The organism is Spirillospora sp. NPDC052269, from assembly GCF_040679435.1.
GTDB lineage: Bacteria > Actinomycetota > Actinomycetes > Streptosporangiales > Streptosporangiaceae > Spirillospora.
In genome coordinates, this window is the sequence record NZ_JBFAUU010000024.1 from 110,910 (window position 1) to 133,115 (window position 22,206).

Annotated in this window: 20 protein-coding genes; 12 read left to right on the top strand and 8 right to left on the bottom strand. The window is 72.5% G+C overall.

The genetic code is table 11. The features are described 5' to 3' along the window. Positions 1 to 64: 64 nt before the first annotated feature. Genes AB0L06_RS38280 through AB0L06_RS38290 form a run of 3 tightly spaced genes read right to left on the bottom strand, consistent with a single transcriptional unit; the run spans position 65 to position 2,570 of the window. Positions 65 to 859, bottom strand: a complete 795-nt coding sequence (locus AB0L06_RS38280) for an ABC transporter permease (RefSeq protein WP_500236108.1) — start codon at positions 857 to 859, stop codon at positions 65 to 67. Next, positions 856 to 1,629: an ABC transporter permease gene (locus AB0L06_RS38285; RefSeq protein ID WP_500236109.1), complete on the bottom strand. Its 774-nt coding sequence runs from the start codon at positions 1,627 to 1,629 to the stop codon at positions 856 to 858. The genes AB0L06_RS38280 and AB0L06_RS38285 overlap by 4 nt, the downstream gene beginning before the upstream one ends. Continuing rightward, the gene (locus tag AB0L06_RS38290) at positions 1,626 to 2,570 is read right to left on the bottom strand and encodes an ABC transporter ATP-binding protein (RefSeq protein ID WP_500236110.1); all 945 of its coding nucleotides are present in this window, start codon (positions 2,568 to 2,570) and stop codon (positions 1,626 to 1,628) included. The genes AB0L06_RS38285 and AB0L06_RS38290 overlap by 4 nt, the downstream gene beginning before the upstream one ends. A gap of 152 nt (positions 2,571 to 2,722) precedes the next feature. Here AB0L06_RS38290 and AB0L06_RS38295 point away from each other — a divergent pair, with 152 nt between their 5' ends. Then, positions 2,723 to 3,256: a hypothetical protein gene (locus AB0L06_RS38295; protein WP_500236111.1), complete on the top strand. Its 534-nt coding sequence runs from the start codon at positions 2,723 to 2,725 to the stop codon at positions 3,254 to 3,256. Between the two features lie 101 nt (positions 3,257 to 3,357). Here AB0L06_RS38295 and AB0L06_RS38300 read toward each other — a convergent pair whose 3' ends face one another. Both AB0L06_RS38300 and AB0L06_RS38305 read right to left on the bottom strand, forming a co-directional pair. Continuing rightward, positions 3,358 to 6,060, bottom strand: a complete 2,703-nt coding sequence (locus tag AB0L06_RS38300; RefSeq protein ID WP_500236112.1) for a helix-turn-helix transcriptional regulator — start codon at positions 6,058 to 6,060, stop codon at positions 3,358 to 3,360. Positions 6,061 to 6,112: 52 nt separating this feature from the next. Further along, the gene (locus AB0L06_RS38305; RefSeq protein WP_500236113.1) at positions 6,113 to 6,682 is read right to left on the bottom strand and encodes a TetR/AcrR family transcriptional regulator; all 570 of its coding nucleotides are present in this window, start codon (positions 6,680 to 6,682) and stop codon (positions 6,113 to 6,115) included. 77 nt (positions 6,683 to 6,759) lie between these two features. Here AB0L06_RS38305 and AB0L06_RS38310 point away from each other — a divergent pair, with 77 nt between their 5' ends. Both AB0L06_RS38310 and AB0L06_RS38315 read left to right on the top strand, forming a co-directional pair. After that, on the top strand, positions 6,760 to 7,698 hold the full coding sequence (locus AB0L06_RS38310; RefSeq protein ID WP_500236131.1) for a TIGR03620 family F420-dependent LLM class oxidoreductase: 939 nt from the start codon (positions 6,760 to 6,762) through the stop codon (positions 7,696 to 7,698). A gap of 283 nt (positions 7,699 to 7,981) precedes the next feature. After that, the gene (locus AB0L06_RS38315) at positions 7,982 to 9,616 is read left to right on the top strand and encodes an ABC-F family ATP-binding cassette domain-containing protein (RefSeq protein ID WP_500236114.1); all 1,635 of its coding nucleotides are present in this window, start codon (positions 7,982 to 7,984) and stop codon (positions 9,614 to 9,616) included. 145 nt (positions 9,617 to 9,761) lie between these two features. Here the strand turns inward: AB0L06_RS38315 and AB0L06_RS38320 are convergent, their stop codons facing one another. Genes AB0L06_RS38320 through AB0L06_RS38330 form a run of 3 tightly spaced genes read right to left on the bottom strand, consistent with a single transcriptional unit; the run spans position 9,762 to position 12,105 of the window. Continuing rightward, positions 9,762 to 10,616, bottom strand: a complete 855-nt coding sequence (locus AB0L06_RS38320; protein ID WP_500236115.1) for an ABC transporter permease — start codon at positions 10,614 to 10,616, stop codon at positions 9,762 to 9,764. Beyond that, positions 10,613 to 11,617 (bottom strand): ABC transporter ATP-binding protein, encoded by a 1,005-nt coding sequence (locus tag AB0L06_RS38325; RefSeq protein WP_500236116.1) that lies wholly within the window; start codon positions 11,615 to 11,617, stop codon positions 10,613 to 10,615. The genes AB0L06_RS38320 and AB0L06_RS38325 overlap by 4 nt, the downstream gene beginning before the upstream one ends. Continuing rightward, on the bottom strand, positions 11,533 to 12,105 hold the full coding sequence (locus tag AB0L06_RS38330) for a MarR family winged helix-turn-helix transcriptional regulator (RefSeq protein WP_500236117.1): 573 nt from the start codon (positions 12,103 to 12,105) through the stop codon (positions 11,533 to 11,535). Before AB0L06_RS38330 ends, AB0L06_RS38325 begins: the two co-directional genes overlap by 85 nt. Positions 12,106 to 12,264: 159 nt before the next feature. On the opposite strand from AB0L06_RS38330, the gene argC reads away from it, so the two are divergent. The 9 genes from argC (at position 12,265) to tyrS (ending at position 21,745) form a co-directional block, all read left to right on the top strand. After that, positions 12,265 to 13,293 (top strand): N-acetyl-gamma-glutamyl-phosphate reductase, encoded by a 1,029-nt coding sequence (argC, locus tag AB0L06_RS38335; RefSeq protein WP_500236118.1) that lies wholly within the window; start codon positions 12,265 to 12,267, stop codon positions 13,291 to 13,293. Then, on the top strand, positions 13,290 to 14,444 hold the full coding sequence (argJ, locus tag AB0L06_RS38340; RefSeq protein ID WP_500236119.1) for a bifunctional glutamate N-acetyltransferase/amino-acid acetyltransferase ArgJ: 1,155 nt from the start codon (positions 13,290 to 13,292) through the stop codon (positions 14,442 to 14,444). Before argC ends, argJ begins: the two co-directional genes overlap by 4 nt. A gap of 23 nt (positions 14,445 to 14,467) precedes the next feature. Next, entirely contained in the window at positions 14,468 to 15,409 is a 942-nt protein-coding gene (argB, locus tag AB0L06_RS38345) for an acetylglutamate kinase (protein WP_500236132.1), read from the top strand. Further along, on the top strand, positions 15,406 to 16,620 hold the full coding sequence (locus tag AB0L06_RS38350) for an acetylornithine transaminase (RefSeq protein ID WP_500236120.1): 1,215 nt from the start codon (positions 15,406 to 15,408) through the stop codon (positions 16,618 to 16,620). Before argB ends, AB0L06_RS38350 begins: the two co-directional genes overlap by 4 nt. 5 nt (positions 16,621 to 16,625) lie before the next feature. Further along, the gene (gene argF / locus AB0L06_RS38355) at positions 16,626 to 17,552 is read left to right on the top strand and encodes an ornithine carbamoyltransferase (RefSeq protein ID WP_500236133.1); all 927 of its coding nucleotides are present in this window, start codon (positions 16,626 to 16,628) and stop codon (positions 17,550 to 17,552) included. A gap of 8 nt (positions 17,553 to 17,560) precedes the next feature. After that, positions 17,561 to 18,064, top strand: a complete 504-nt coding sequence (locus tag AB0L06_RS38360; protein ID WP_500236134.1) for an arginine repressor — start codon at positions 17,561 to 17,563, stop codon at positions 18,062 to 18,064. A gap of 104 nt (positions 18,065 to 18,168) precedes the next feature. Next, on the top strand, positions 18,169 to 19,587 hold the full coding sequence (gene argH / locus AB0L06_RS38365) for an argininosuccinate lyase (RefSeq protein ID WP_500236121.1): 1,419 nt from the start codon (positions 18,169 to 18,171) through the stop codon (positions 19,585 to 19,587). A 114-nt stretch (positions 19,588 to 19,701) separates the two neighbouring features. Then, entirely contained in the window at positions 19,702 to 20,331 is a 630-nt protein-coding gene (locus tag AB0L06_RS38370) for a DNA-3-methyladenine glycosylase (protein WP_500236122.1), read from the top strand. 136 nt (positions 20,332 to 20,467) lie between these two features. Further along, the gene (gene tyrS / locus AB0L06_RS38375) at positions 20,468 to 21,745 is read left to right on the top strand and encodes a tyrosine--tRNA ligase (protein WP_500236123.1); all 1,278 of its coding nucleotides are present in this window, start codon (positions 20,468 to 20,470) and stop codon (positions 21,743 to 21,745) included. Positions 21,746 to 22,206: the final 461 nt, after the last annotated feature.

Consider the following 22,206-nt stretch of genomic DNA (forward strand, 5'->3'; position numbering starts at 1 on the left):
AACGCGGCGGCCCACCGGGCCGCCGCGTTCCCGAGCACCCGCCGTCGCGGGTGTGGGCCAGCCCTCAGCCCGCGTAGTCGAGGGTGCCGGTGCGGCGGCCGACGGCCACGAGGCGGTCCATGGACAGCCAGGCGATCCCGTACCAGCCCGCCCCGACCAGGGCCTCGAGTCCGACCAGGCCGAGGACGTGGCCGGCGGGCGCGCCGTCCAGGATGCCGCGTACGGCCTGCAACCCATGGACGAGCGGCAGGAACTCCACCACCGCGCGCAGGGGAGCGGGCCAGAACGACAGCGGGACGTTCACTCCTCCGAACGTCATGACGATCCCGTACGCGAAGTTCAGGACGAGCCATTCGACCCCGCGCAGGCGCAGCGCGACGCCCGCCAGCGCGCACCCGTACCCGTAGCTGCTGAGCAGGATGAGGACGATGACCGGGATCGCGTACGCCGCGCGCGGCCACGGCAGCGGGACGCCGAGCAGCGGCGGCAGGACGGTCCAGGCGACCATCGAGCTGATCAGCCCGGTCGTCATCCACTGGACACCGCGTCCCAGGTAGACGGGCAGGTGCCCGGCGGGCGCGACGGCGAGCAGCGGCAGCGTCCCCTGGGCGCGCTCCCCGGCGAGCGAGATCACCACGATGGTGGACTCCAGGCACGCCAGGACGACGACGTTCCCGACCAGGACGTACCGCGTCAGGCCCGGGTCGCCGAGGTAGGAGCCGAGCAGCGCGTAGAAGGAGACCTGGCAGAGCAGCCGGACGAGCCAGCCGAACGTCCACGTCCGCCAGGTGTAGACGCGGCCCATCTCGGCGAACCCGAGCATCGTCGCCTGCCGGACGATCCGGAACACGTGGATCATGCGTATCCCACCGTCCCCTTGTGCCGGGCGAGGTTCACGAGGCGGTGCGTCAGCCACATTCCGCCCGCGAGGGCCGCCGTCCCGAGCGCGAGGATCGTCGCGAGTGCGAGCGGCCAGTCGTGCGCCGTCCCGTGGACGGAGTCGCGCAGCAGGCGCGCGCTCCAGGACAGGAACACCAGGTGGCTGAAGGGGCGCATCCAGGCGGGCAGCACCGTGAGAGGGAACACGATCCCGCCGAGGATGTAGAACGGGTAGCTGAGCGAGTTCTGGAGGACGTCCCGCGCCCGGGACAGTGAGATGACCCCCGACATCAGCATCGCCGTCCCGACGGACGCCAGGCAGGTGGCCAGGACGGCCGCGGCGAACACCCCAGGGTTGTGGACGGTCAGCACCCGCCCGAAGCCGAGCGCCGCCACCAGCCAGGACTCGCCGAACGCCATCGCGCCCACCAGCACGACGGCGGTGACGCGTCCGGCGACGACCAGCGTGAGCGGGACCGGCGCGGCGATCATGGGCGTGAACCGTCCGGCCCACTGGTCCTCGGGGACGACGCGTCCGGCGTAGTCGAGCGAGGACACCCACAGGCCGATGAGGCCGGGCGCGATGACGGCGGTCGCCACCGCGTCCGGACGATGCGCCTGGAGGGTCATCGCCAGCAGGCTCGTCGTCTGCATGGGCGCGATCAGCAGGATCAGCAGGTGCGCTGGGCTGCGGCGCGACAGCAGGGCCTGGAGCTGGAAGGCCCGCCACACCACCGTCAGGTACGTCATACCCTCATCCCCCGGTCGCCGACGGTCCGCAGGTAGACCTCTTCGAGCGTCGGCTGCGCGCGGCGTCCGGTGAGGACGTCCCGCTCGACCAGCCAGGCCAGGACGCGCCGCGACCCCTCCCGGTCGACGGTGTGCGCCCGCCACCGGTCGTCCAGCCGCTCGACGTCGATGACCGGCGGAAGCACGGCCAGGGCCCGCGCCAGCGAGTCGTCCTCGTGGACGAAGTCGACGCATTCGCGGTCGCCGAGGATCCGTCCGACGTTCGCGGTGTCGTCGGTGAGGAGCAGGTGTCCGCGGTCGATGAGCGAGACCCGGTCGCAGAGCGCGGTCGCCTCGTCCATGTCGTGCGTGGCCAGCAGGAACGTGCGCCCCTCGTCCCGGAGTTCCCGGACGAGGCGGCGGAACGCGACCGCCGCCACCGGGTCGAGGCCGGAGGTCGGCTCGTCCAGGAACAGCACCTGCGGCTCGTGCAGGAGCCCGCGCGCCAGGTGCAGGCGTTGCCGCATGCCGCGCGAGAAGCGTTCGACGGGTTCGTCCGCGCGCTCGGCGAGTCCGACCCGTTCCAGGAGGGCGTCGGCCCGCCGCCGGACGGTCCGGGCGTCGAGTTTGTACAAGGACCCCCAGAACAGCAGGTTGCGGCGGGCGGTGAGGCGGTCGTACAGGCCCCGGTCCCCGCCGAGGACGAGTCCGATCAGCGACCGGACGGCCTTGGTCTCGGCGACGACGTCGTGCCCGAGGATCCGCGCCGTCCCGGACGTCGGGAGCAGCACGGTCGAGAGGATCTTGACGAGGGTGGTCTTGCCCGCGCCGTTCGGCCCGAGCAGCCCGTGGATCTCGTTCCGGGCGATGGTCAGCGTGAGGTCGTCCAGGGCGACGACGGCGTCCTTGCGCCTGCGCTCGTACGTTCGGCGCAGCGAGGACGCGGCGACAGCGGCTTCCATGCCCCGACCGTGACCGTAAGGCCCCGCACGGAGCCATAAGGCCGCGTCCTAGTTCGCGACGGCTCGGGTGTTCGGAGAGTGAGCCGAGGCGGCGGCGCATAGGGTGGGCCGTGTCCCGCCCCTGGACGGGCACGGTCTCTCGGAGGTGGATGATGTCGTCCCCGTTGGCCCCCGATCGTGCGCCGGTCGGCGATATCGCGGCCGCGCTGACCGTCCTCGACACGCGCCTCAAGTCCCTCGGCAGCGGGGAGGCCGCCGGCGAGGACGAGCTGAGGAACCGGTACCTGGAGTCCTTCGGCCCGCAGGGGGCCGCCGACGTGCTCGACGGCGCGTGCACGCTGATCTACGTGTACATGCAGTGGCTCGAGGACGCCTACTCCTCCCAGGACGAGGACGTGATGGAGCACGTCGTCCCCTGGATCCTGGGGACGATGAAGCTGATGAAGGTCGTCAACGACGAGGGCATCCCCACGGTCGCGGGCCTGCTGGTCGCCCCGCTGGTCGGCATCAGCCCGACGCTGTGGCGCCGCGAGCACGGCGCCTGGCGCAAGGAGGAGATGACGGCCCTGGAGGTCGCGATGGTCCTGCTCGGCCTCCGCGTGAACGAGCTCACCGGCGACGACGACGCCGCCGTGAAGCTCATCACCGACCTCCTCGACCGCGTCGAGTCCGAAGAGGACTCCTGACCGTCCCGTCCTCCCTGATCCCGTCGGACATGCCACCGCGACCCGGTGCGTCCCGGCGACTGTTCTGAGCCGAACCATCGGGCGGTCGGTGGTCGAGATCGCTAAAGGAGACCGCGGTCGCGGGCGGTGGCGACGGCCTCGCCCCGGGAGGACACGTCGAGTTTGGCCATCAGGTTGGAGACGTGGACGCTGGCGGTCTTGGGGGAGATGAACAGCTCGGCGGCGATCTCCTTGTTGGAGCGTCCCCGGGCGAGGAGGCGCAGGACCTCGGACTCGCGGGCGGTGAGCGGCCCCTTGGCCGAGCCCGAGAGGCCGGCGCGGCGGGCGCGCTCGGAGATCTGGCGGCGGAGCGGGGCGGCGCCCAGCCTCGCGGCGATCTCGTCGGCGCGGCGCAGACGGTCTGCGGCGGGTCCGCGGGCGCCCGCGGCGAGGTCGGCGCAGGCGGCGTCGAACAGGGCCCTGGCCAGGGAGTAGGGGTGTTCCAGGCGTTCCCAGACGCCGATGGCGGTGTCCCAGCCGGACGCGTCGCCGGCGCGGGCGGCGACCGCCGCGGCGTGCGCGGTGGCGATGACGCCCTCGACCGGCGCGTTCGCGATCACCTCGGGCGGGATGGGGACGCCCGCGCGGGAGGCGGCCGCGAGGAGCGGCCAGGCGAAGATGGGCTGGAGGGTCAGGTCGGGGTGGCCGAGCGCGGTCTCGGCGACGGCGCGGGCCGCGGGACGGTCGTCCTCGGACAGCCGCAGGTCGATGAGACGCTGGGCGAGCGGCAGCGAGGTCTGCGGGTAGCCGGAGCCGACGGGTTCGGCGAGGGAGATGGGCTCCGGTTCGGGGCCCGTGCCCGTCGCGGCGCGGAGCGCGGCGGCCCAGATGCCGAGCTGGATGCGCATCGCGGGGTTGTGGTAGCGGTCGAGGGCGCGGCGGAGGTGGCGGCCCGCCTCGTCCCACCGGCCGAGCCGGAACAGGGCCTCGATCCGGTTGTTGACCATGGCGAGGCCCGCGCTGTAGGTGAGGCCCGTCCGTTCGGCGAGCGCCAGGCCCTCGTCGGCCACCGCGAGCGCGTCGGCGGACCGTCCGGCGCCCTCGTAGCAGTGGGACAGGTGGGTGAACACGCGGACGCGCGACTCGTCGTCCAGGTCCGCCCAGCGGAGCCGCTCCAGCGGGCGGAGGTCGCCGAGCCCGTCACGGGCGGCGGCGGACGCGACGGTGACGCGCAGGGCGTCCACGGCCGGGTGCCCGCCGAGCTCGCGGGCCAGCTCCAGGCCCTCCCGGCCGATGCGTCCGGCGGAGTCCAGGTCGCCGCGCACCGACAGCCGCCCGCTGAGCTGGGTGAGCGCCCACACCCGCTGCGGGGTGGGACGGGACGCCAGCCGCTCCGCCTCGTGGAAGTCGTCCAGATCGTCGCGCTGGCCGGCGAAGCCGCGGAAGATACCGCGCAGCGACAGCAGCGCGGAGACCTCGTCGGGGTCCTCGGCGCGATCCAGCAGCGTCCGGACGGTGCGCATCCCGTACTCGAAGTCGGCGGTCGCGATCGCCACCCGCGCGGACATCTGCATGACCTCGCCCTGGTCGACGCCGATCCGGGCCTCGGCGTCGGGGACGCGGCTCCACAGGGCCAGGACGCGTTCCAGCAGGGTCAGGCATTCGGCGTACGCGGCGGCGCGGGCGCGTTCGCCGGACGCGTGCCAGGCGGCCTCCAGCGCCCGGGCGTGGTCGCCGCAGGCGTTCCAGTGGAGGGCGAGGGCGCTGGTCGGAGCCTCGGCGAGCGCCGGGTCGCGTTCGATGGCCTCGGCGTAGCGGCGGTGCAGCCGGGCGCGCTCGCCGGGCAGCAGGTCCAGGTGGACGGCCTCGCGGATCAGCGCGTGCCGGAAGGCGTACCCGTCCTCGTCCGCGACCAGCAGGCCGCGGTCGACGGCCGGACGCAGCGCCTCCTCGAGCCCGCGGTCGTCCGCGGCGGCGGTGAGCAGGCCGTGGCCGACCCGGTCGCCGGCGGCGCTCGCGACCCGGACGGCGGCGCGGGTGTTGTCGGGCAGCGTGCGGAACCGGGTGAGCAGCAGGTCGCGCAGCGAGCCGGGCACGGCCTCGCCGGGGTTCTCCGCGAGGGCCTCGATGAACAGGGGGTTGCCGCCGCCGCGCGCGTGGACGTCCCGGATCATGGACGGCGGGGCGCCGCCGAGCAGCCCGCGGACCTGCGCGGCGACCTCGGTGCGGGTGAGCGGCGGCAGGTCGAGCCGGGTCACGTGGGGGAGGCGCGCCAGTTCGGCGAACAGCTCGCGCGCCTCCGGCTCGTCCGCGCGGAAGGTGACGATGAGCAGCACCTTCGCGGGCACCGGGTTGCGCACGAGGAACGCCAGCAGGTCGCGGGTGGAGCGGTCGGCCCAGTGCGCGTCCTCCACGACCAGGACGATCGGCTCGTCCGCGCCGAGCCGTTCGGTCAGCCCGAGGACGTGCTCGAACAGGCGCACCTGCCCGGAGCCCTCGTCGCCGGCGGCGTCGCCGAGCGCGGGCAGCAGCCGGGCCAGCTCGCGGCGCGCGGCCGGGGACGTCAGCCGCGTGACTTCGTCCGGGCCGAGCCGCCGCAGCATCGCGGTGAACGGCGCGTAAGGCAGGCTCGCCGCGCCGAGGTCCAGGCAGCCGCCGACGAGCGCGCGCCGGTCCCGGACGAACTCCTCCACCAGGCGTGACTTGCCGCCGCCCGCCTCGGCCGCGACCAGCACGACGGCCGTCTCGCTCTGCTCCGCGCGCGCGTGCGCGGAGTGCAGTGCGGCGAGTTCGGCGGTGCGTCCGACGAAAATCCTGCTCCTCACCGCATAAGCATGTCGAGGTTTGGGGGAGATCGTCCACCTGTAACCCGTGCCGCTATCGCGCGCGCAGACCGTCGATGACGTAGGTGAAGAGCCGGTCGTGCAGCGCGGCGTCGCCGGGGACCTGCTCGGTGGCGGTGGCGACCATGCCCGCGAGGTACAGCACGTCCTCAGGACGGACGTCCGGACGCACCTCCCCGGCCTTCTGCGCGCGCGCGAGAAGCGCCTGCCCACCGGCGCGCATGCCGTGGCACGACACGTAGAGGTCGGACGCCTCGTCCTGGAGCGCGGCCATCATCGCCTGCGCGAGCCCGCGGTAGGCGACCGTGCCCTTGGCGATGCGGCGCAGCCAGGCGACCAGCGCGTCGAACGGGTCGTCCGCGCCGAGCAGATCCTCGGCGTAGGAGGCCAGGCCGTCGAAGCGGTCGCGCAACAGCGCCTCCAGCAGCGCCTCCCGGGTGGGGAAGTGCCGGTACAGGGTGCCGATGCCGACGCCCGCACGGCGCGCGACCTCTTCCAGCGACGCGTCCGTGCCCTGTTCGGCGACCACCGCTCCAGCCTCGGCGAGCAGGCGCCCGTAGTTGCGGCGCGCGTCCGCGCGCATGGGCCGTCCCGGATTCGGCACGCTCCCACCCCTTGTCTTCCGGAGGACCCCTCCGTTTAAATGGAGGGCCCCTCAGTTTAAGGTCCCGAAAGGTGTTCATGGTGAATGCGGACGTGGACGTGGTGCGCGAGACCCGGCGACGGCTCGGACGCGTCGGAGTGTGGCTCAACAAGCAGGTCCACGGCCCGGTCTCCGCGGCCGACGAGATGCGCGAGGTCGCCCGGATCGAGGCCCTCGGCTACGGCTCGGTGTGGACGGGCGAGACCGTCGGCGGCAAGGACGCCTTCGCCCAGCACGCTCTCTACCTCGCCGCGACCGAGAACCTGATCGTCGGCACGGGCATCGCCAACGTGTGGGCGCGGCACGGTGGCACCGCGCACGGCGGCGCCGCGACGCTCGCGGACGCCTACCCCGGCCGGTTCGTGTTCGGCCTCGGCGCCGGTCACCCGTACCAGGCGAAGGCGACCGGGGTGACCGACTGGAAGCCGCTCCAGAAAATGCGCTCCTACCTGGACGAGATGGACGCCGGAACACCTCTCCCGCCGGGATATCCGGCCCGTTCGCTCGTCTCGGACGCGCCGTACCCGCGCGTTCTCGCCGCGATCAATCCGCGCATGCTCGAACTCGCCCGGGACCGCGCGCACGGCGTCCACACGTTCTTCGTCCCGGTCGCGCACACCGCCGACGCGCGCCGCGTCCTCGGCCCCGACGGGCTGGTGATCCCGCAGGTCAGTGTTCTTCTGGAGTCGGACCCGGATGTGGCGCGCACGACGCTCCGCACCACGGCGGCCTACGGCCTGAAGGTCCCCGCCTACGCGCGGAACCTGGCCAGGCTGGGTTTCGACGCCGACGAGATCGATGCGGCGTCCGACCGCGTGCTCGATGCCGTCTATGCCCACGGCGACGAGAAGGCGATCGCGCTCCGGGTTGCCGGGCATCTGGATGCCGGGGCCGACCACGTGCTCGTCACGCCCCAGGCCGCGAGCCTTTCCGGCATGGTCGACCTGCTCGAACGCCTCGCTCCGGCGCTCCTCTGAGAAAAGTTGAGGGAAAGTGCTAATACGACTTGTGTCGCGTTAGTGGGCTGGGTAGTCTGATCGCGTCACAGCGTCGTCCGGCAGGGGAGTTCCTTGGAGATCTGAGGTCGCAGGCACCGCGTAGTCGCCTCGCCCGTCATCGGGCTCGAGGATGCGCAGCGATCTCAGCGGACTTCCCGGCCGGGCTTTTCCATGCCCGCCGGTTCCCGTGCGCGAACGATGCGCGACGGCCGCGGTGCCTCCATGTGTCCCGTTCATCACCTGACACGTTCATGGAGGCCCCATGTCATTCGCCATCGTCTGCTCCGACCTCACCTTCGCCTGGCGGGACGGCACCGTCGTCCTGGACGGCCTGGACGGCCTGGACGGCCTGGACGCCGCGTTCGGCGCCGGCCGGACCGGCCTGATCGGGGTCAACGGCTCCGGCAAGTCCACGCTGCTGAGGCTGGCCGCGGGCGAGCTGCGCCCGGCGTCCGGGTCGGTGTCGGTGCGGGGCCGGGTCGGCCACCTGCCGCAGTCCCTGCCGCTCGGCACCGCCCGGACGGTCGCCGACCTGCTCGGGATCTCCCCGGCCCGCGCCGCGCTCCACGCCATCGAGCGCGGCGAGGCCACCGAGGAGAACTTCGCCGCGGTCGGCGACGACTGGGACGTGGAGGAGCGCGCCCGCGCCGAGCTGGACCGGCTGGGCCTGCACCACCTGGACCTCGACCGGACGGTCGGGACGCTGTCCGGCGGCGAGACCGTCCTGGTCGGGCTGGCGGCGCTGCTGCTCGCCCGTCCGGACGTGCTGCTGCTGGACGAGCCGACCAACAACCTCGACGTCGACGCGCGCCGCCGCCTCTACGACGGGGTGGACGCCTGGACCGGGGTGCTGGTCGTGGTCAGCCACGACCGCGAGCTGCTCGACCGCGTCGACGAGATCGCCGACCTGCGCGACGGCCGGGTCCGCACGTTCGGCGGCAACCTCACCGCCTACGAGGAGCTCCTGGAGGTGGAGCGGGAGGCCGCCGAGCGGATGGTCCGCACGGCCGGGGGCGACCTGCGCAAGCAGAAGCGCGAACTGGTCGAGGCGCACACCAAGCTGGCCCGGCGCGTTCGGTACGGCCACAAGATGTACGAGCAGAAACGCGAGCCGAGGGCGGTGATGAAGCAGCGCGAACGCCAGCAGCAGGTGTCGGCGGGCAAGCACCGCCGGCTGCACGAGGACCGTCTCGAGGGCGCGCGCGGCCGGCTCGCCGAGGCGGAGGAGCTGGTCCGCGACGACACCGGGATCAGGATCGGGCTGCCCGCGACGCACGTCCCGGCGGGCCGGACGGTCCTGACCGTCACCGGCCTGACCGCGCCCGCGCCCGTCCCGGGGACGCTGGACGAGCTGATCGTCCGCGGTCCCGAGCGGATCGCGCTGGTCGGCCCGAACGGCTCGGGCAAGACGACCCTCCTGCGCGCCCTGGTGGGGGAGCGCGTCCGGGAGGGGGTCGAGGTGAAGGCGGGCGTGGACGGCGTCCGCTACCTGCCGCAGCGCCTGGACGTGCTGGACGACGGACTGAGCGTGCTGGACAACGTCCGCGCGGTCGCTCCGGACGCGCCGGTCCAGACCGTCCGGGCGGGGCTGGCCCGGTTCCTGTTCCGCGGCGACCGGGCCGACCGTCCGGCCGGGACGCTCAGCGGCGGCGAGCGGTTCCGCGCCGTGCTGGCATCGCTGCTGCTGGCCGAGCCCGCCCCGCGGCTCCTGCTGCTGGACGAGCCGACCAACAACCTCGACCTGGCCGGCGTCCGGCAGCTCGGCCAGGCCCTGGACGCCTACGAGGGAGCCCTGGTCGTGGTGAGCCACGACCCGGCGTTCCTGCGCGGCCTCGGGATCACCCGCCGGCTGCGCGTGGACCGCGCCGAGGGCCTGACCGAGACCGGCCCGATGTAGGAAGAAGCACGCCCGCCGCGTCCACTGGCACGCGGCGGGCGTGCCCGCGACCACTGCGGCACGCGGCGGGCGTGCCCGCGACCACTGCGGCACGCGGCGGGCGTGCCCGCGACCACTGCAGCACGCGGCGGGCGTGCCCGCGGGACTACTGCAGCACGCGGCGGGTGAACGTCCGCGTCGAGAGCCAGCCGAGCAGGGCCGTCCCGACCACCAGGACGCTGAGGTACGCCCACGCCGACATGTGCGGGACCTGCGGGGTGAGCGCGGCGCGCAGCCCCTCGTTCACGTACACCATCGGGTTGGCCAGCACGAGGATCTGCAGCCAGCGGATGTGGTCCATCGCCGCCCAGGGGTAGTACACGCACCCGAGCATCGACATCGGCAGCAGGACCAGCGCGAACATCATCTGGACCTTCTGCGGGTCCATCAGCGTGCCGAGCCACAGCCCGGCCGCGGCCGACATCGCCGACCCGAGCACCAGCACGACCACGAGCGTCGCCCAGTTGCCCACGTGGACCTGCGGCCCCTGGCCCGACGCGTGCACGAACAGCACGCACGGGAACACCAGCAGCCCGCCGATGAGCGCCTGCAGCCCGGCCGCGGTGATCTTCTGGACGGCCAGCATCGGCACCGAGAGCGGCGCGAGCGCCCGGTCGGTGATCGACCGCTGCCAGTTCAGCTCCATCATCAGCGGGAAGATCACCGCCATCATGGCCTGCATGACCAGGGCCGACCCGACCAGGCCGGGCACCAGCACGGTGGAGAAGGTGGCGCCGCGCCCGGCGGCCGCCATCGCGCCCGTCCCGGCGCCGCCGATCTTCGGCAGGACGTAGGAGAACACGAACACGAACATCAGCGGCTGGATCAGCACGCGGGCGAAACTCGAGACGAAGTTCTTGCGCAGCACCCGCACCTCGCGGGCCATCATCGCCAGGAACGTGCGCGGCAGCGTGGGCCGCACGGCGGGCGCGGCGCCCGCGGCCGAGGTCACGGCGGTCACTCTCGGTACTCCCGTCCGGTGAGGGTGAGGAAGGCGGACTCCAGGCTGGGCCGGAGCTGGGACGCGTCGGTGACGCCGGTCCCGGCGGACGCGCCGATCGCGACGAGCTCGCCGAGCACCCCTTCGGGGGAGTGCGCGAACACGCGCACCTGCTCGTCGGTGACCTCGACCTTGGTGACGCCGTCGCGGTCGCGGAGCTTGGCCACGCCGTCCGGGACGGGCCCGTCGTAGACGACCGTGACGACGGTGTCGGCCCCGGCGGACGCCTTGAGGTCGTCCACGGTGCCGCTGGCGAGGACCTTGCCGTGGTCGATGACCGCGACGCGCTCGCAGAGCGCCTCGGCCTCCTCCATGTAGTGCGTGGTCAGGAGGATGGTCTGGCCCTCGCGCTGCAGCTCGCGCAGGACGTCCCACAGGTTGACGCGGGTCTGCGGGTCGAGGCCGGCGGTCGGCTCGTCCAGGAACAGCACCTCGGGGCGGTGCACCAGCGCGCGGCAGATCATCAGCCGCTTGGCCTGCCCGCCGGACATCTCGAACGGCTTGCCCTTGCGCCGGTCGGTGAGGTTGAACATCTCCATCAGCTCGTCCGCGCGGTGGCGCGCGTCGCGGGCCGACAATCCGAAGTAGCGGCCCCGGAACTCCAGGTTCTCGAAGGCGTTCAGCTCGTTGTCCAGGGTGTTGCCCTGCGACACCATGCCGATGCGGCGCTTCACCTCCACCGGGTGCCTGGCGACGTCGAAGCCGCAGACGACGGCCCGTCCGGACGTCGGGACGACCAGGGACGTCAGCATCCCGATGGTGGTGGACTTCCCGGCGCCGTTCGGGCCGAGCAGGCCGTAGAACTCGCCGTGCGCGATCGACAGGTCGATCCCGCGGACGGCCTCCACGTCCCCGCCGGGGCCCTTGTAGGTCTTGTTCAGGTCGACGGTCCGGACGGCGGCCCGGATCTCGTCGACGGGTGGTTCCGCGGGGAGTCGCTCCGCGGCGGGTCGGTCTGGCACTCCCGGTCTCCCTTCGAGAATTCCTCGAACCGGTTGATCATGCTGAGCAGGAAGCGGCGGACGGCCGGCTCGTCCTCGGGCGGCACCACGTCGTAGAGCGCGTTCATGCCGGCGCCGATGCCGGGCCCGACCTCGGTGAGCAGTGTGATGCCCGCCTCGGTGGCGTGCAGCAGGACGGCGCGCCGGTCGCCGGTGTGGCGGCGGCGCTCGACGTAGCCGTCGCGTTCGAGCGTGTTGACGACCGAGGTGAGGGTGGCGGGGGTCACGCTGAGCCCGCGCGCGGCGTCGCCCGCGCGCAGGCCCTCGGGGTTGGCCTGGAGGAGGCGCAGCAGGAAGTACCCGGCGGGGCTCATCCCGTGCTGCTCCACGATCCGCCACATGACGGGCCCGCCGAGCCGCATCGCGGCGGCGAACAGGCGGGCGATCGGCCACTCCTCGGGCGGCCCCAGGGCGCCGAGGTTCCCGAAGCCCAACTTCTCGGTGTCCATGCGGACATTGTTAGCCAACATACTGTTAGTCGTCAAATGTTTAGATGGCTAAGCAAGCCGGGGGACGTCTCACATCGTGAGAGGGTCGGCGACCCGGTGTTGAATACTCATCCACTCCAGTGCATACTTTTGCTCATTGCTTCGGAAGGGCAGTGAGAGATGGGAATCCGAGCGGCGGTCGCCGGTGCCAGCGGGTACGCGGGCGGCGAGATCCTTCGTGTGCTGGCGGGACATCCGGAATTCGAGATCGGTGCGGTGACGGCGAGCTCCAACGCGGGCCGCCCCCTGGGCGAGCTCCAGCCGCACCTGCGATCCCTGGCGGACCGCGTCCTCGACCCGACCACCCCGAACGTCCTCACCGGGCACGACGTGGTCTTCCTCGCACTCCCGCACGGCGAGTCCGGCTCCTACGCCCGGCTCCTCGGCGACGACACCCTCGTGGTGGACTGCGGCGCGGACTTCCGCCTGAACGACCCGGGCGAGTGGGAGTTCTTCTACAACTCCCCGCACGCGGGCACCTGGCCCTACGGCCTGCCGGAACTGCCCGGCCAGCGCGAGGTCCTCCGCCGGACGAACCGGATCGCCGTCCCCGGCTGCTACCCGACCTCGGTCGCGCTCGCCCTGTTCCCGGCCATGATGGCCCACCTCGCCGAACCGGACGTCGTGGTCGTCGCCGCGTCCGGGACGTCCGGCGCCGGCAAGGGCCTGAAGACGCACCTGCTCGGCAGCGAGGTCATGGGCTCGGTCAGCGCCTACGGCGTCGGCGGCGTCCACCGGCACACCCCCGAGATGGAGCAGAGCCTGTCGGCCGTCGCGGGCGAACCGGTCACGGTGTCGTTCACCCCGACCCTCGCCCCGATGAGCCGCGGCATCCTCGCCACCTGCACCGCCAAGGCCCGTCCCGGCCTCACCGCCGAGCGCCTGCGCGACGCCTATGCCACCGCCTACGACGGCGAGCCGTTCGTCGGGCTGCTGCCCGAAGGACGGTGGCCGTCCACGGCGATGACCCTCGGCGCGAACACCGCGCTCGTCCAGGTCGCCCTCGACGAGCGCGCCGGACGGATCGTCGCGGTCGCCGCCATCGACAACCTCGCCAAGGGCACCGCCGGTGGCGCCGTGCAGAGCGCCAACCTCGCCCTCGGCCTCCCCGAAACCCTCGGCCTCACCACGATCGGAGTCGCACCGTGAGCGTCACCGCCCCCCAAGGATTCAGCGCCGCAGGCGTCAGCGCCGGACTCAAGGCGAACGGCGGACGCGACGTCGCCCTCGTCGTCAACGAGGGCCCGTCCCGCGCCGCCGCCGCCGTCTTCACCAGCAACCGCGTGAAGGCCGCGCCGGTGCTCTGGTCCGAGCAGGCCGTCAAGGGCGGACGGCTCCGCGCGGTGGTGCTGAACTCCGGCGGAGCCAACGCCTGCACCGGCCCGGACGGCTTCGCCGACACCCACCTCACCGCCGAGCGCGTCGCCGACCTGCTGTCGGACTCGGCGGGCGAGGTCATGGTCTGCTCCACCGGCCTCATCGGCACCCGCCTCGACATGGACAAACTGCTGCCCGGTGTCGAGGCCGCCGCCGCCGAGCTGTCCCGCGGGGACGGCGGGCTCGCCGCCGCCGACGCGATCCGCACCACCGACACCGTCGCGAAGATCGCCTTCCGGCAGGGCGACGGCTACATGATCGGCGGCATGGCCAAGGGCGCGGGCATGCTCGCCCCGTCCCTGGCCACCATGCTGTGCGTCGTCACCACCGACGCCGACCTGCCCGCCGAGGCCCTGGACCGCGCGCTGCGCACCGCCACCGGCGCGACCCTGGACCGGCTCGACGCCGACGGCTGCATGTCCACCAACGACACCGTCGTGATCATGGCGTCCGGCGTCAGCGGCGTCACCCCGGACATCGCGGCCTTCACCGAACTGCTCGTCGACCTGTGCGCCGACCTCACCCGGCAGATGCTCGTCGACGCCGAGGGCGCGTCCAAGGCCATCGCGATCGAGGTGGTCGGCGCGGCCAGCGAGGCCGACGCGGTCACCGTCGGACGCACCGTCGCCCGCAACAACCTCCTCAAGTGCGCCATCCACGGCGAGGACCCCAACTGGGGACGGGTGCTGTCGGCCGTCGGCACCACCGACGCCGTCTTCGAGCCGGACGAGCTGAACGTCGCGATCAACGGCGTCTGGGTCTGCCGGAACGGCTCGTTCGGCGACGACCGCGACAAGGTCGACCTGCGCCCGCGCGACGTCACCATCACCGTGGACCTGTCCGCGGGCCCGCACAGCGCTACCGTCTGGACGACCGACCTCACGGCGGACTATGTCCACGAGAACTCGGCGTACAGCTCGTGAGCGCCCTGATCTCCGGCGAGCGGATGCGGCGGCGGCGCGAGGCAGTCCTGCCGAAGGCGACCACGCTCATCGACGCGCTGCCCTGGCTCGAGCGCTTCCACGGCAAGACCGTCGTCATCAAGTACGGCGGCCACGCCATGACCGACGAGGCCCTGCGCCACCAGTTCGCCGAGGACATCGTCTTCCTGCGCTACGCCGGGCTGCGGCCGGTCATCGTGCACGGCGGCGGCCCGCAGATCAACGCCGCGCTCGCCAGGCACGGCATCGAGTCGTCCTTCACCGCCGGGCTGCGCGTCACCACGCCCGAGGCGATGGAGGTCGTCAGGATGGTGCTGGTCGGGCAGGTGCAGCGGGACGTCGTCGGGCTCATCAACCGGCACGGCGCGTTCGCGGTCGGGATGTCCGGCGAGGACGCCAACCTGTTCACCGCCGAGCGCAAGCCCGCCTACGTGGACGGCGCCAAGGTCGACATCGGCCAGGTCGGCGAGATCGTCGAGGTGCAGGTCGGCGCGGTCAGGGCGATGCTGAACGACGGCCGCGTCCCGGTCGTGTCCAGCGTCGCGCGCGGCGACGACGGCGAGATCTACAACGTCAACGCCGACACGGCCGCCGCGGCGCTCGCCGTCGCGCTCGACGCGGCCAAGCTGGTCGTCCTCACCGACGTGGAGGGCCTGTACGCCGACTGGCCCGCGTCCGACGACGTCATCGACCGGCTGACCACCGACGAGCTGGCGGCGCTGCTGCCGGACCTGTCGGCGGGCATGGTCCCCAAGATGGAGGCGTGCCTGGCGGCGGTGCGCGGCGGCGTCCCGCAGGCCCACGTCCTGGACGGACGGGTCCCGCACGCGCTGCTGCTGGAGATCTTCACCGAAGAGGGCATCGGCACGATGGTCACGCCCGGCGTCCCGGGCGGGCCCGCCATGATCGACGAGGAACCGGCCGTGCCGGAGGGAGAACCCGCGTGACCACCCCCCACAACGACGACCTGAGGAAGCGGTACGAGGCCGCGTTCATGCCGAACTACGGCGTCCCGCCCCTCGCGCTCGCCCGCGGCGAGGGCTGCACGGTCTGGGACGTCGACGGCAACGCCTACCTGGACCTGTTCGGCGGCATCGCCGTCACCTCGCTCGGCCACGCGCACCCCGCGCTCGTCGCGGCCGTGACCGGGCAGGTCGCCAAGCTCGCCCACTCGTCCAACCTGCTGCTCAACGAGCCGGAGATCCTGCTCGCCGAGAAGCTGCGCGACCTGCTCGGCGGCGACGGACGGGTCTTCCTCGCCAACAGCGGCACCGAGGCCAACGAGGCCGCGCTGAAGCTCGCCATCAAGTACGGCAAGACGCACGGCAAGACTTACTTCGTCGCCACCGAGGACGGCTTCCACGGCCGCAGCCTCGGCGCGCTCTCCCTGACCGGCAAGCAGGCGATCCGCGAGCCGTTCGGGCCGTTCGGGTGGGACGTCCGGTTCGTCCCGTACGGTGACGCGGCCGCGCTCAAGGACGCCGTCACCGAGGACTGCGCCGCCGTCTTCCTCGAGCCCACGCAGGGCGAGGCGGGCGTCGTCCTGCCGCCGCCCGGCTACCTCGCCGCCGCCCGCGAGATCTGCACCGCCAACGGCGCGCTCTACGTCGGCGACGAGATCCAGTCCGCGATCGGCCGGACCGGCGCCTGGTTCGCCTTCCAGCACGAGGACGCCCGTCCCGACATCCTCACCCTCGCCAAGGGCCTCGGCGGCGGCCTCCCGATCGGCGCGGTCGTCGCGTTCGGCGAGCACGGCGAGATCTTCGCCAAGGGCGACCACGGCAGCACCTTCGGCGGCAACCCCGTCGCCGCGGCCGCCGCCCTCGCCGTCCTCGACACCCTGGACGCGGACGGCCTGCTCGCCAACGCCGCCGAGGTCGGCGAGCTCCTGGCCGACGGCATCGCCGCGATCGACCACCCGCTCCTCGCGCGCGTGCGCGGCCGCGGGCTGTGGCAGGCGATCGTCTTGACGTCCGACGCGTCCGCCGCCGTCCAGGACGCCGCGCTCGCCGCCGGGTTCCTGGTCAACGCCGTGCGCCCGGACGCCATCCGGCTCGCCCCGCCCCTCGTCCTCACCGCCGCGCAGGCCCGGACCTTCCTGGACGCCCTGCCCGCCATCCTCGACCAGGCCGCACAGACGCAGGAGGCCTCCCAGTGACCGTCCTGCCAGTGAACGTCCGGCACTTCCTGCGCGACGACGACCTCACCCCCGCCGAGCAGGCGCAGGTCCTCGACCTCGCCGCCGCCATGAAGAAGGACCGCTTCGCCCACAAGCCCCTCGCCGGGCCCCGGACGGTCGCGGTGCTGTTCGACAAGTCGTCCACCCGCACCCGCGTCTCCTTCACCGTCGGCATCGCCGAACTCGGCGGGAACCCCCTCGTCCTCGACACCGGCAACAGCCAGATGGGACGCGGCGAGTCCATCGCCGACAGCGCGCGCGTGCTCGAACGGCAGGCCGCCGCGATCGTCTGGCGCACCGGCGACCAGTCCCGCATCGACGAGATGGCGGACGGCACGACCGTCCCCGTCGTCAACGCCCTCACCGACCGGTTCCACCCCTGCCAGGTCCTCGCCGACCTGCAGACGATCCGGGAACACAAGGGCGGCCTCGCCGGCCTCACCCTCGCCTATTTCGGCGACGGCGCGAACAACATGGCGCACTCCTACCTGCTCGGCTGCGCCACCGCCGGCATGCACGTCCGGATCGGCGCACCCGCGTCCCTCCCGCCCGACCCCGCCGTCGTCGCACGCGCCCAGGAGATCGCCGCCACGACCGGTGGATCCGTTCTGGTCACGGCCGACCCCGTCGAGGCCGCGACCGGAACCGACGTCCTCGCGACCGACACATGGGTGTCCATGGGGCAGGAAGGGAAGGACACCGGCCTCTACGAACCGTATTCTGTGGACGAGGCGCTGCTCACGCACGCCGCTCCCGGCGCCATCGTGCTGCACTGCCTTCCCGCCTACCGCGGCAAGGAGATCGCCGCCGCCGTCCTGGACGGTCCGCAGAGCGTGGTCTGGGACGAGGCCGAAAACCGTCTGCACGCGCAGAAGGCCCTGCTGACCTGGCTACTGGAGAACACTGCGTGACCACACCGATGACCAAGGCCGCCCGGCACGCCCGGGTGATCGAACTGCTGTCCCGGCACCCCGTCCACTCCCAGGGCGAACTCGCCAAACTCCTGGCGGACGCGGGTGTCGAGGTCACCCAGGCCACCCTGTCCCGGGACCTGGTGGAGATCGGCGCGGTGAAACTGCGCGCCGAGGACGGCAGCCTGATCTACGCCGTGCCGGGGGAGGGCGGGGAGCGCATCCGCCGCGTCCCCACCGGCGCCGCCGAGACCTTCGACGGCCGCCTCACCCGGCTCGCCGCCGAACTGCTGGTCTCCGCGGAGGCGTCGGCCAACCTGGTCATCGTCCGCACCCCGCCGGGAGCGGCCCAGTACCTCGCCTCGGCCATCGACCACGCCGAATGGCCGTCCATCCTCGGCACGGTCGCGGGCGACGACTCCATCCTCGTCATCTCCCGCGACCCCGCCGGCGGCAGGGAGCTCGCCGAGGCCCTGCTCCGCCTCCCCGCCGGACGCGAACGACGAAGCTAGCCCGGCGCCGGACACCGGCGCGGGGCCAAGCGCGACCGCGTGCCCACGCGATCAGCGTGCAGTGAGAACCAGACAAACGACAGCGGACAACAGAGGACTAACCAGTGACGAAGGCACCGACCCGTCTGTGGGGCGGCAGGTTCGAAGGCGGCCCGTCGGACGCGCTCGCGCGGCTCTCGGTGAGCGTCCAGTTCGACTGGCGGCTCGCCCCCTACGACCTGATGGGCTCGCGCGCCCACGCCCGCGTGCTCAACCGCGCGGGCCTGCTCACAGACGAGGAACTCGACCGGATGATCGGCGCCCTCGACGACCTCGAGGAGGCCTGCAAGAAGGGCGAGTTCCGGCCGACCGTCGCCGACGAGGACGTGCACACCGCCCTCGAACGCGGCCTCCTCGAACGCCTCGGCACGCTCGGCGGCAAGCTCCGCGCCGGCCGCTCCCGCAACGACCAGGTCGCCACCGACCTGCGCCTCTACCTGCGCGACCACGCCCGCCAGGTCGTGTCCCGCCTGGTCGAGCTGGAGACCGCGCTCATCGCGCAGGCCGAGCACAACCTCGGCGTCGCCGCGCCCGGCATGACCCACCTCCAGCACGCCCAGCCCGTGCTGTTCTCCCACCAGCTGCTCGCCCACGTGCAGCCGCTCACCCGCGACATCTCCCGGATGCGCGACTGGGACAAGCGCACGGCGGTGTCCCCGCTCGGCTCCGGCGCCCTCGCCGGATCGTCCCTGCCGCTCGACCCGCAGGCCACCGCCGCCGAACTCGGCTTCGACTCCGCCGCGCCCAACTCCATGGACGCCGTGTCCGACCGCGACTTCGTCGCCGAGTTCCTCTTCGTCACCGCGCTGATCGGCGTCCACCTGTCCCGGCTCGGCGAGGAGATCTGCCTCTGGGCCTCCCAGGAGTTCCGCTGGATCGAGATGGACGACACCTACGCCACCGGGTCGTCGATCATGCCGCAGAAGAAGAACCCGGACGTCGCCGAGCTCGCCCGCGGCAAGGCCGGCCGCCTCATCGGCCACCTCGTCGGCCTGCTCACCACCCTCAAGGGCCTGCCGCTCACCTACAACCGCGACCTCCAGGAGGACAAGGAGGGCGCCTTCGACGCCGTCGAGACCCTCCTGACCGTCCTGCCCGCCATGTCCGGGCTGGTCGCGACCATGCGGGTCAACACCGAGCGGCTCGAGGCGCTCGCCCCCGAGGGCTACGCCCTGGCCACCGACCTCGCCGAGCTGCTCGTCCGGCGCGGCGTCGTCTTCCGCGACGCGCACGAGATCGTCGGCCACCTCGTCGTCTGGTGCCAGGTCAACGACAAGGACTTCGGCGACCTCACCGACGAGGAGCTCGCCAAGGTGTCCGAGCACCTCACCCCGGACGTCCGGGAGGTGCTGAACGTGCAGGGCGCGCTCGCGTCCCGCAAGGCGCACGGCGGCACCGCCCCCGACCGCGTCCGCGAGCAGCTGGACTCCCTGCGCGCCCAGGTCAACGAGCACGCCGCCTGGGCCTCCGGCAACGGCTCCTGACACCCGTCCGCGCCGTGCCACCGGCCGTCCGGACGCCCGCGACACCACCGTCCGCGGGCGTCCGGCCCGGCCGGTACGGTGGAACCGGCCGAGCCGGACGACCAGGGTGAGGGAATGCACGGAGCACCACTGCCGCGGAGCTTCTACGGCGCGCCCGTGGAACTCGTCGCCCCGCGCCTGCTCGGCAGCGTCCTCGTCCACACCACCGACGAGGGCACCGTCGCCGTCCGCCTCACCGAGGTCGAGGCGTACGCGGGCCCCCGCGACCCGGCGTCCCACGCCTACCGCGGTCAGACCGGACGCAACGCCGTGATGTTCGGCCCTCCCGGCCACACCTACGTGTACTTCACGTATGGCATGCATCACTGCGTCAACCTGGTCTGCGGCCCCGCCGGCACCGCCTCCGGAATCCTCCTGCGCGCCGGAGAGATCATCGAAGGCCGGGACCTGGCCGCGGCCCGGCGGCCCCGCTCGTCCGTCCGCGACCTCGCCCGGGGACCCGCCCGCCTCTGCAACGCGCTCGCCATCTCCCGTCCCGAGAACGGCCTGGACGTCTGCGATCCGGACGGCCCCCTGCGCGTCCTGCCCGGTGACCCGGTCGCCCCCACGGCCGTCCGCTCGGGCCCCCGCGTCGGCGTGAACGGCGGCAAGGACACCCCCTGGCGGTTCTGGATCGACGGCGACCCCACGGTCTCCGCCTACCGCCCCCACAACCCCAGGCGGCGCACCCCCGCGAGCCCGTGACCTGGGACGGAACGCCACACCCCTGTGCGCCGGCCTGAACCTCATCGGCCGGTCCCGAATATCGTTAGCCTGTGCAGCGTCCATGGGGAACCCTGTGGACCACAGGAAGAAAAGCAAGCCGGAGACGAGGGAGACCGTGACCGACATCCTGGACGATCTCGCATGGCGCGACCTGATCGCGCAGTCCACCGACCAGAGTGAACTGCGGGCCTTGCTCGCCGCGGGGCCGGTCACGCTCTATTGCGGGTTCGATCCGACGGCGCCGTCGCTGCACCTCGGCAACCTCATCCAGATCCTCACCCTGCGCCGCTTCCAGCGGGCCGGGCACCGGCCCATCGGCGTGGTCGGCGGGGCCACCGGCCTCATCGGCGACCCCAGCGGCAAGAGCGCCGAGCGCGTCCTCAACACCGAGGAGACCGTCGCGGGCTGGGTCGAGCGCATCCGCGGCCAGATCTCCCGGTTCCTGGACTTCGACGACAGCCCGACCGGCGCGACCATGGTCAGCAACCTCGACTGGACCGGTCCCATGTCGGTCATCGAGTTCCTGCGCGACGTCGGCAAGCACTTCCCGGTCAACAAGATGCTCGCCCGCGAGACCGTCAAGGCGCGGCTCGAGTCGTCCGGGATGAGCTACACCGAGTTCAGCTACGTCCTGCTGCAGTCCATGGACTACCTGGAGCTGTACCGCCGGTACGGCTGCGTCCTCCAGACCGGGGGCAGCGACCAGTGGGGCAACCTCACCGCCGGGGTCGACCTGATCCGGCGCGTCGAGGGAGGTTCCGCGCACGCGCTCACCACCCCGCTGCTCACCAAGGCGGACGGCTCCAAGTTCGGCAAGACGGCCGGCGGCGAGACCTACTGGCTCGACCCCGAGCTGACCTCGCCGTACGCCTTCTACCAGTTCTGGATCAACGCCGACGACCGGGACATCGAGAACTACCTCAAGGTCTTCTCGTTCAAGCCCCGCGAGGAGATCGAGCAGCTGCTGAAGGACGGCTCGGAGCGCCCCGCCGCCCGTATCCCGCAGCGCGCGCTCGCCGAGGAGATGACCACGCTCGTCCACGGCGCGGACGAGACCACCGCCGCCATCGCCGCGTCCAAGGCCCTGTTCGGCCAGGGCGAGCTCGGCGAGCTGGACGAGCGGACCCTCGCGGCGGCCCTGTCCGAGGTTCCGCGTACGGAGGTCGCCCCAGGTGACCTGCCGTCCGTCGCGGACCTGCTTGCCGCCTCCGGACTCTGCAAGAGCAAGTCCGAGGCCCGTCGCGCGATCGCCCAGGGCGGCGCGTACGTGAACAACGCGAAGGTCGAGTCGGAGGACGCCGTCCCGTCCGCCGAGGACCTGCTGCACGGCCGCTTCCTGGTGCTGCGCCGCGGCAAGCGCAACATCGGCGGCGTGGAGGTCGTCCGCGCCTGACCCGGTCGCTGAGGGCCCCGTCCGTGGTCTCGGGCGGGGCCTTCGGTATGCCCCGGGGAAAAGCTCGGTAGATTCACGTCACAGTGCGGTCACGGGAAACGTCCCGGCAACGCCCTGAGCCCCCTGAACACAGGCGCTGAGCAGGCAAATTACGGTCCCCGGCGTCGATTTGACGGTGCCGCCGCCCCGATCTAGTGTTCTACCTGCCCCAAGGGGAACGGGACGCCGGAGACGGCGGCCGACCCGGGGGACCCCCGGAACGACATTGAAGATCAAGGTCTTCGATGATGTGTCCGTGGGTGCTCGAAACGGACGAAGTTGCACAAATCGGACGGTTCGAGTAGATTGGAAGGGTTGCCCCGGAGCGAGGCCCGCGAGAGCGGGTGGAGCGCGGTGGGTGTCCGTTTCTTGAGAACTCAACAGCGTGTTAAAAGCCAGTGCCTTTATCGATCAGGCAGTTT

What these genes read in the sequence shown, in the direction of transcription:
- AB0L06_RS38280 (WP_500236108.1), bottom strand. Translation starts at nt 859, where the DNA reads ATGATCCACGTGTTCCGGATCGTCCGGCAGGCGACGATGCTCGGGTTC.
- AB0L06_RS38285 (WP_500236109.1), bottom strand. Translation starts at nt 1,629, where the DNA reads ATGACGTACCTGACGGTGGTGTGGCGGGCCTTCCAGCTCCAGGCCCTG.
- AB0L06_RS38290 (WP_500236110.1), bottom strand. Translation starts at nt 2,570, where the DNA reads ATGGAAGCCGCTGTCGCCGCGTCCTCGCTGCGCCGAACGTACGAGCGC.
- AB0L06_RS38295 (WP_500236111.1), top strand. Translation starts at nt 2,723, where the DNA reads ATGTCGTCCCCGTTGGCCCCCGATCGTGCGCCGGTCGGCGATATCGCG.
- AB0L06_RS38310 (WP_500236131.1), top strand. Translation starts at nt 6,760, where the DNA reads ATGGTGAATGCGGACGTGGACGTGGTGCGCGAGACCCGGCGACGGCTC.
- AB0L06_RS38315 (WP_500236114.1), top strand. Translation starts at nt 7,982, where the DNA reads ATGTCATTCGCCATCGTCTGCTCCGACCTCACCTTCGCCTGGCGGGAC.
- AB0L06_RS38330 (WP_500236117.1), bottom strand. Translation starts at nt 12,105, where the DNA reads ATGGACACCGAGAAGTTGGGCTTCGGGAACCTCGGCGCCCTGGGGCCG.
- argC (WP_500236118.1), top strand. Translation starts at nt 12,265, where the DNA reads ATGGGAATCCGAGCGGCGGTCGCCGGTGCCAGCGGGTACGCGGGCGGC.
- argB (WP_500236132.1), top strand. Translation starts at nt 14,468, where the DNA reads ATGCGGCGGCGGCGCGAGGCAGTCCTGCCGAAGGCGACCACGCTCATC.
- AB0L06_RS38360 (WP_500236134.1), top strand. Translation starts at nt 17,561, where the DNA reads ATGACCAAGGCCGCCCGGCACGCCCGGGTGATCGAACTGCTGTCCCGG.
- AB0L06_RS38370 (WP_500236122.1), top strand. Translation starts at nt 19,702, where the DNA reads ATGCACGGAGCACCACTGCCGCGGAGCTTCTACGGCGCGCCCGTGGAA.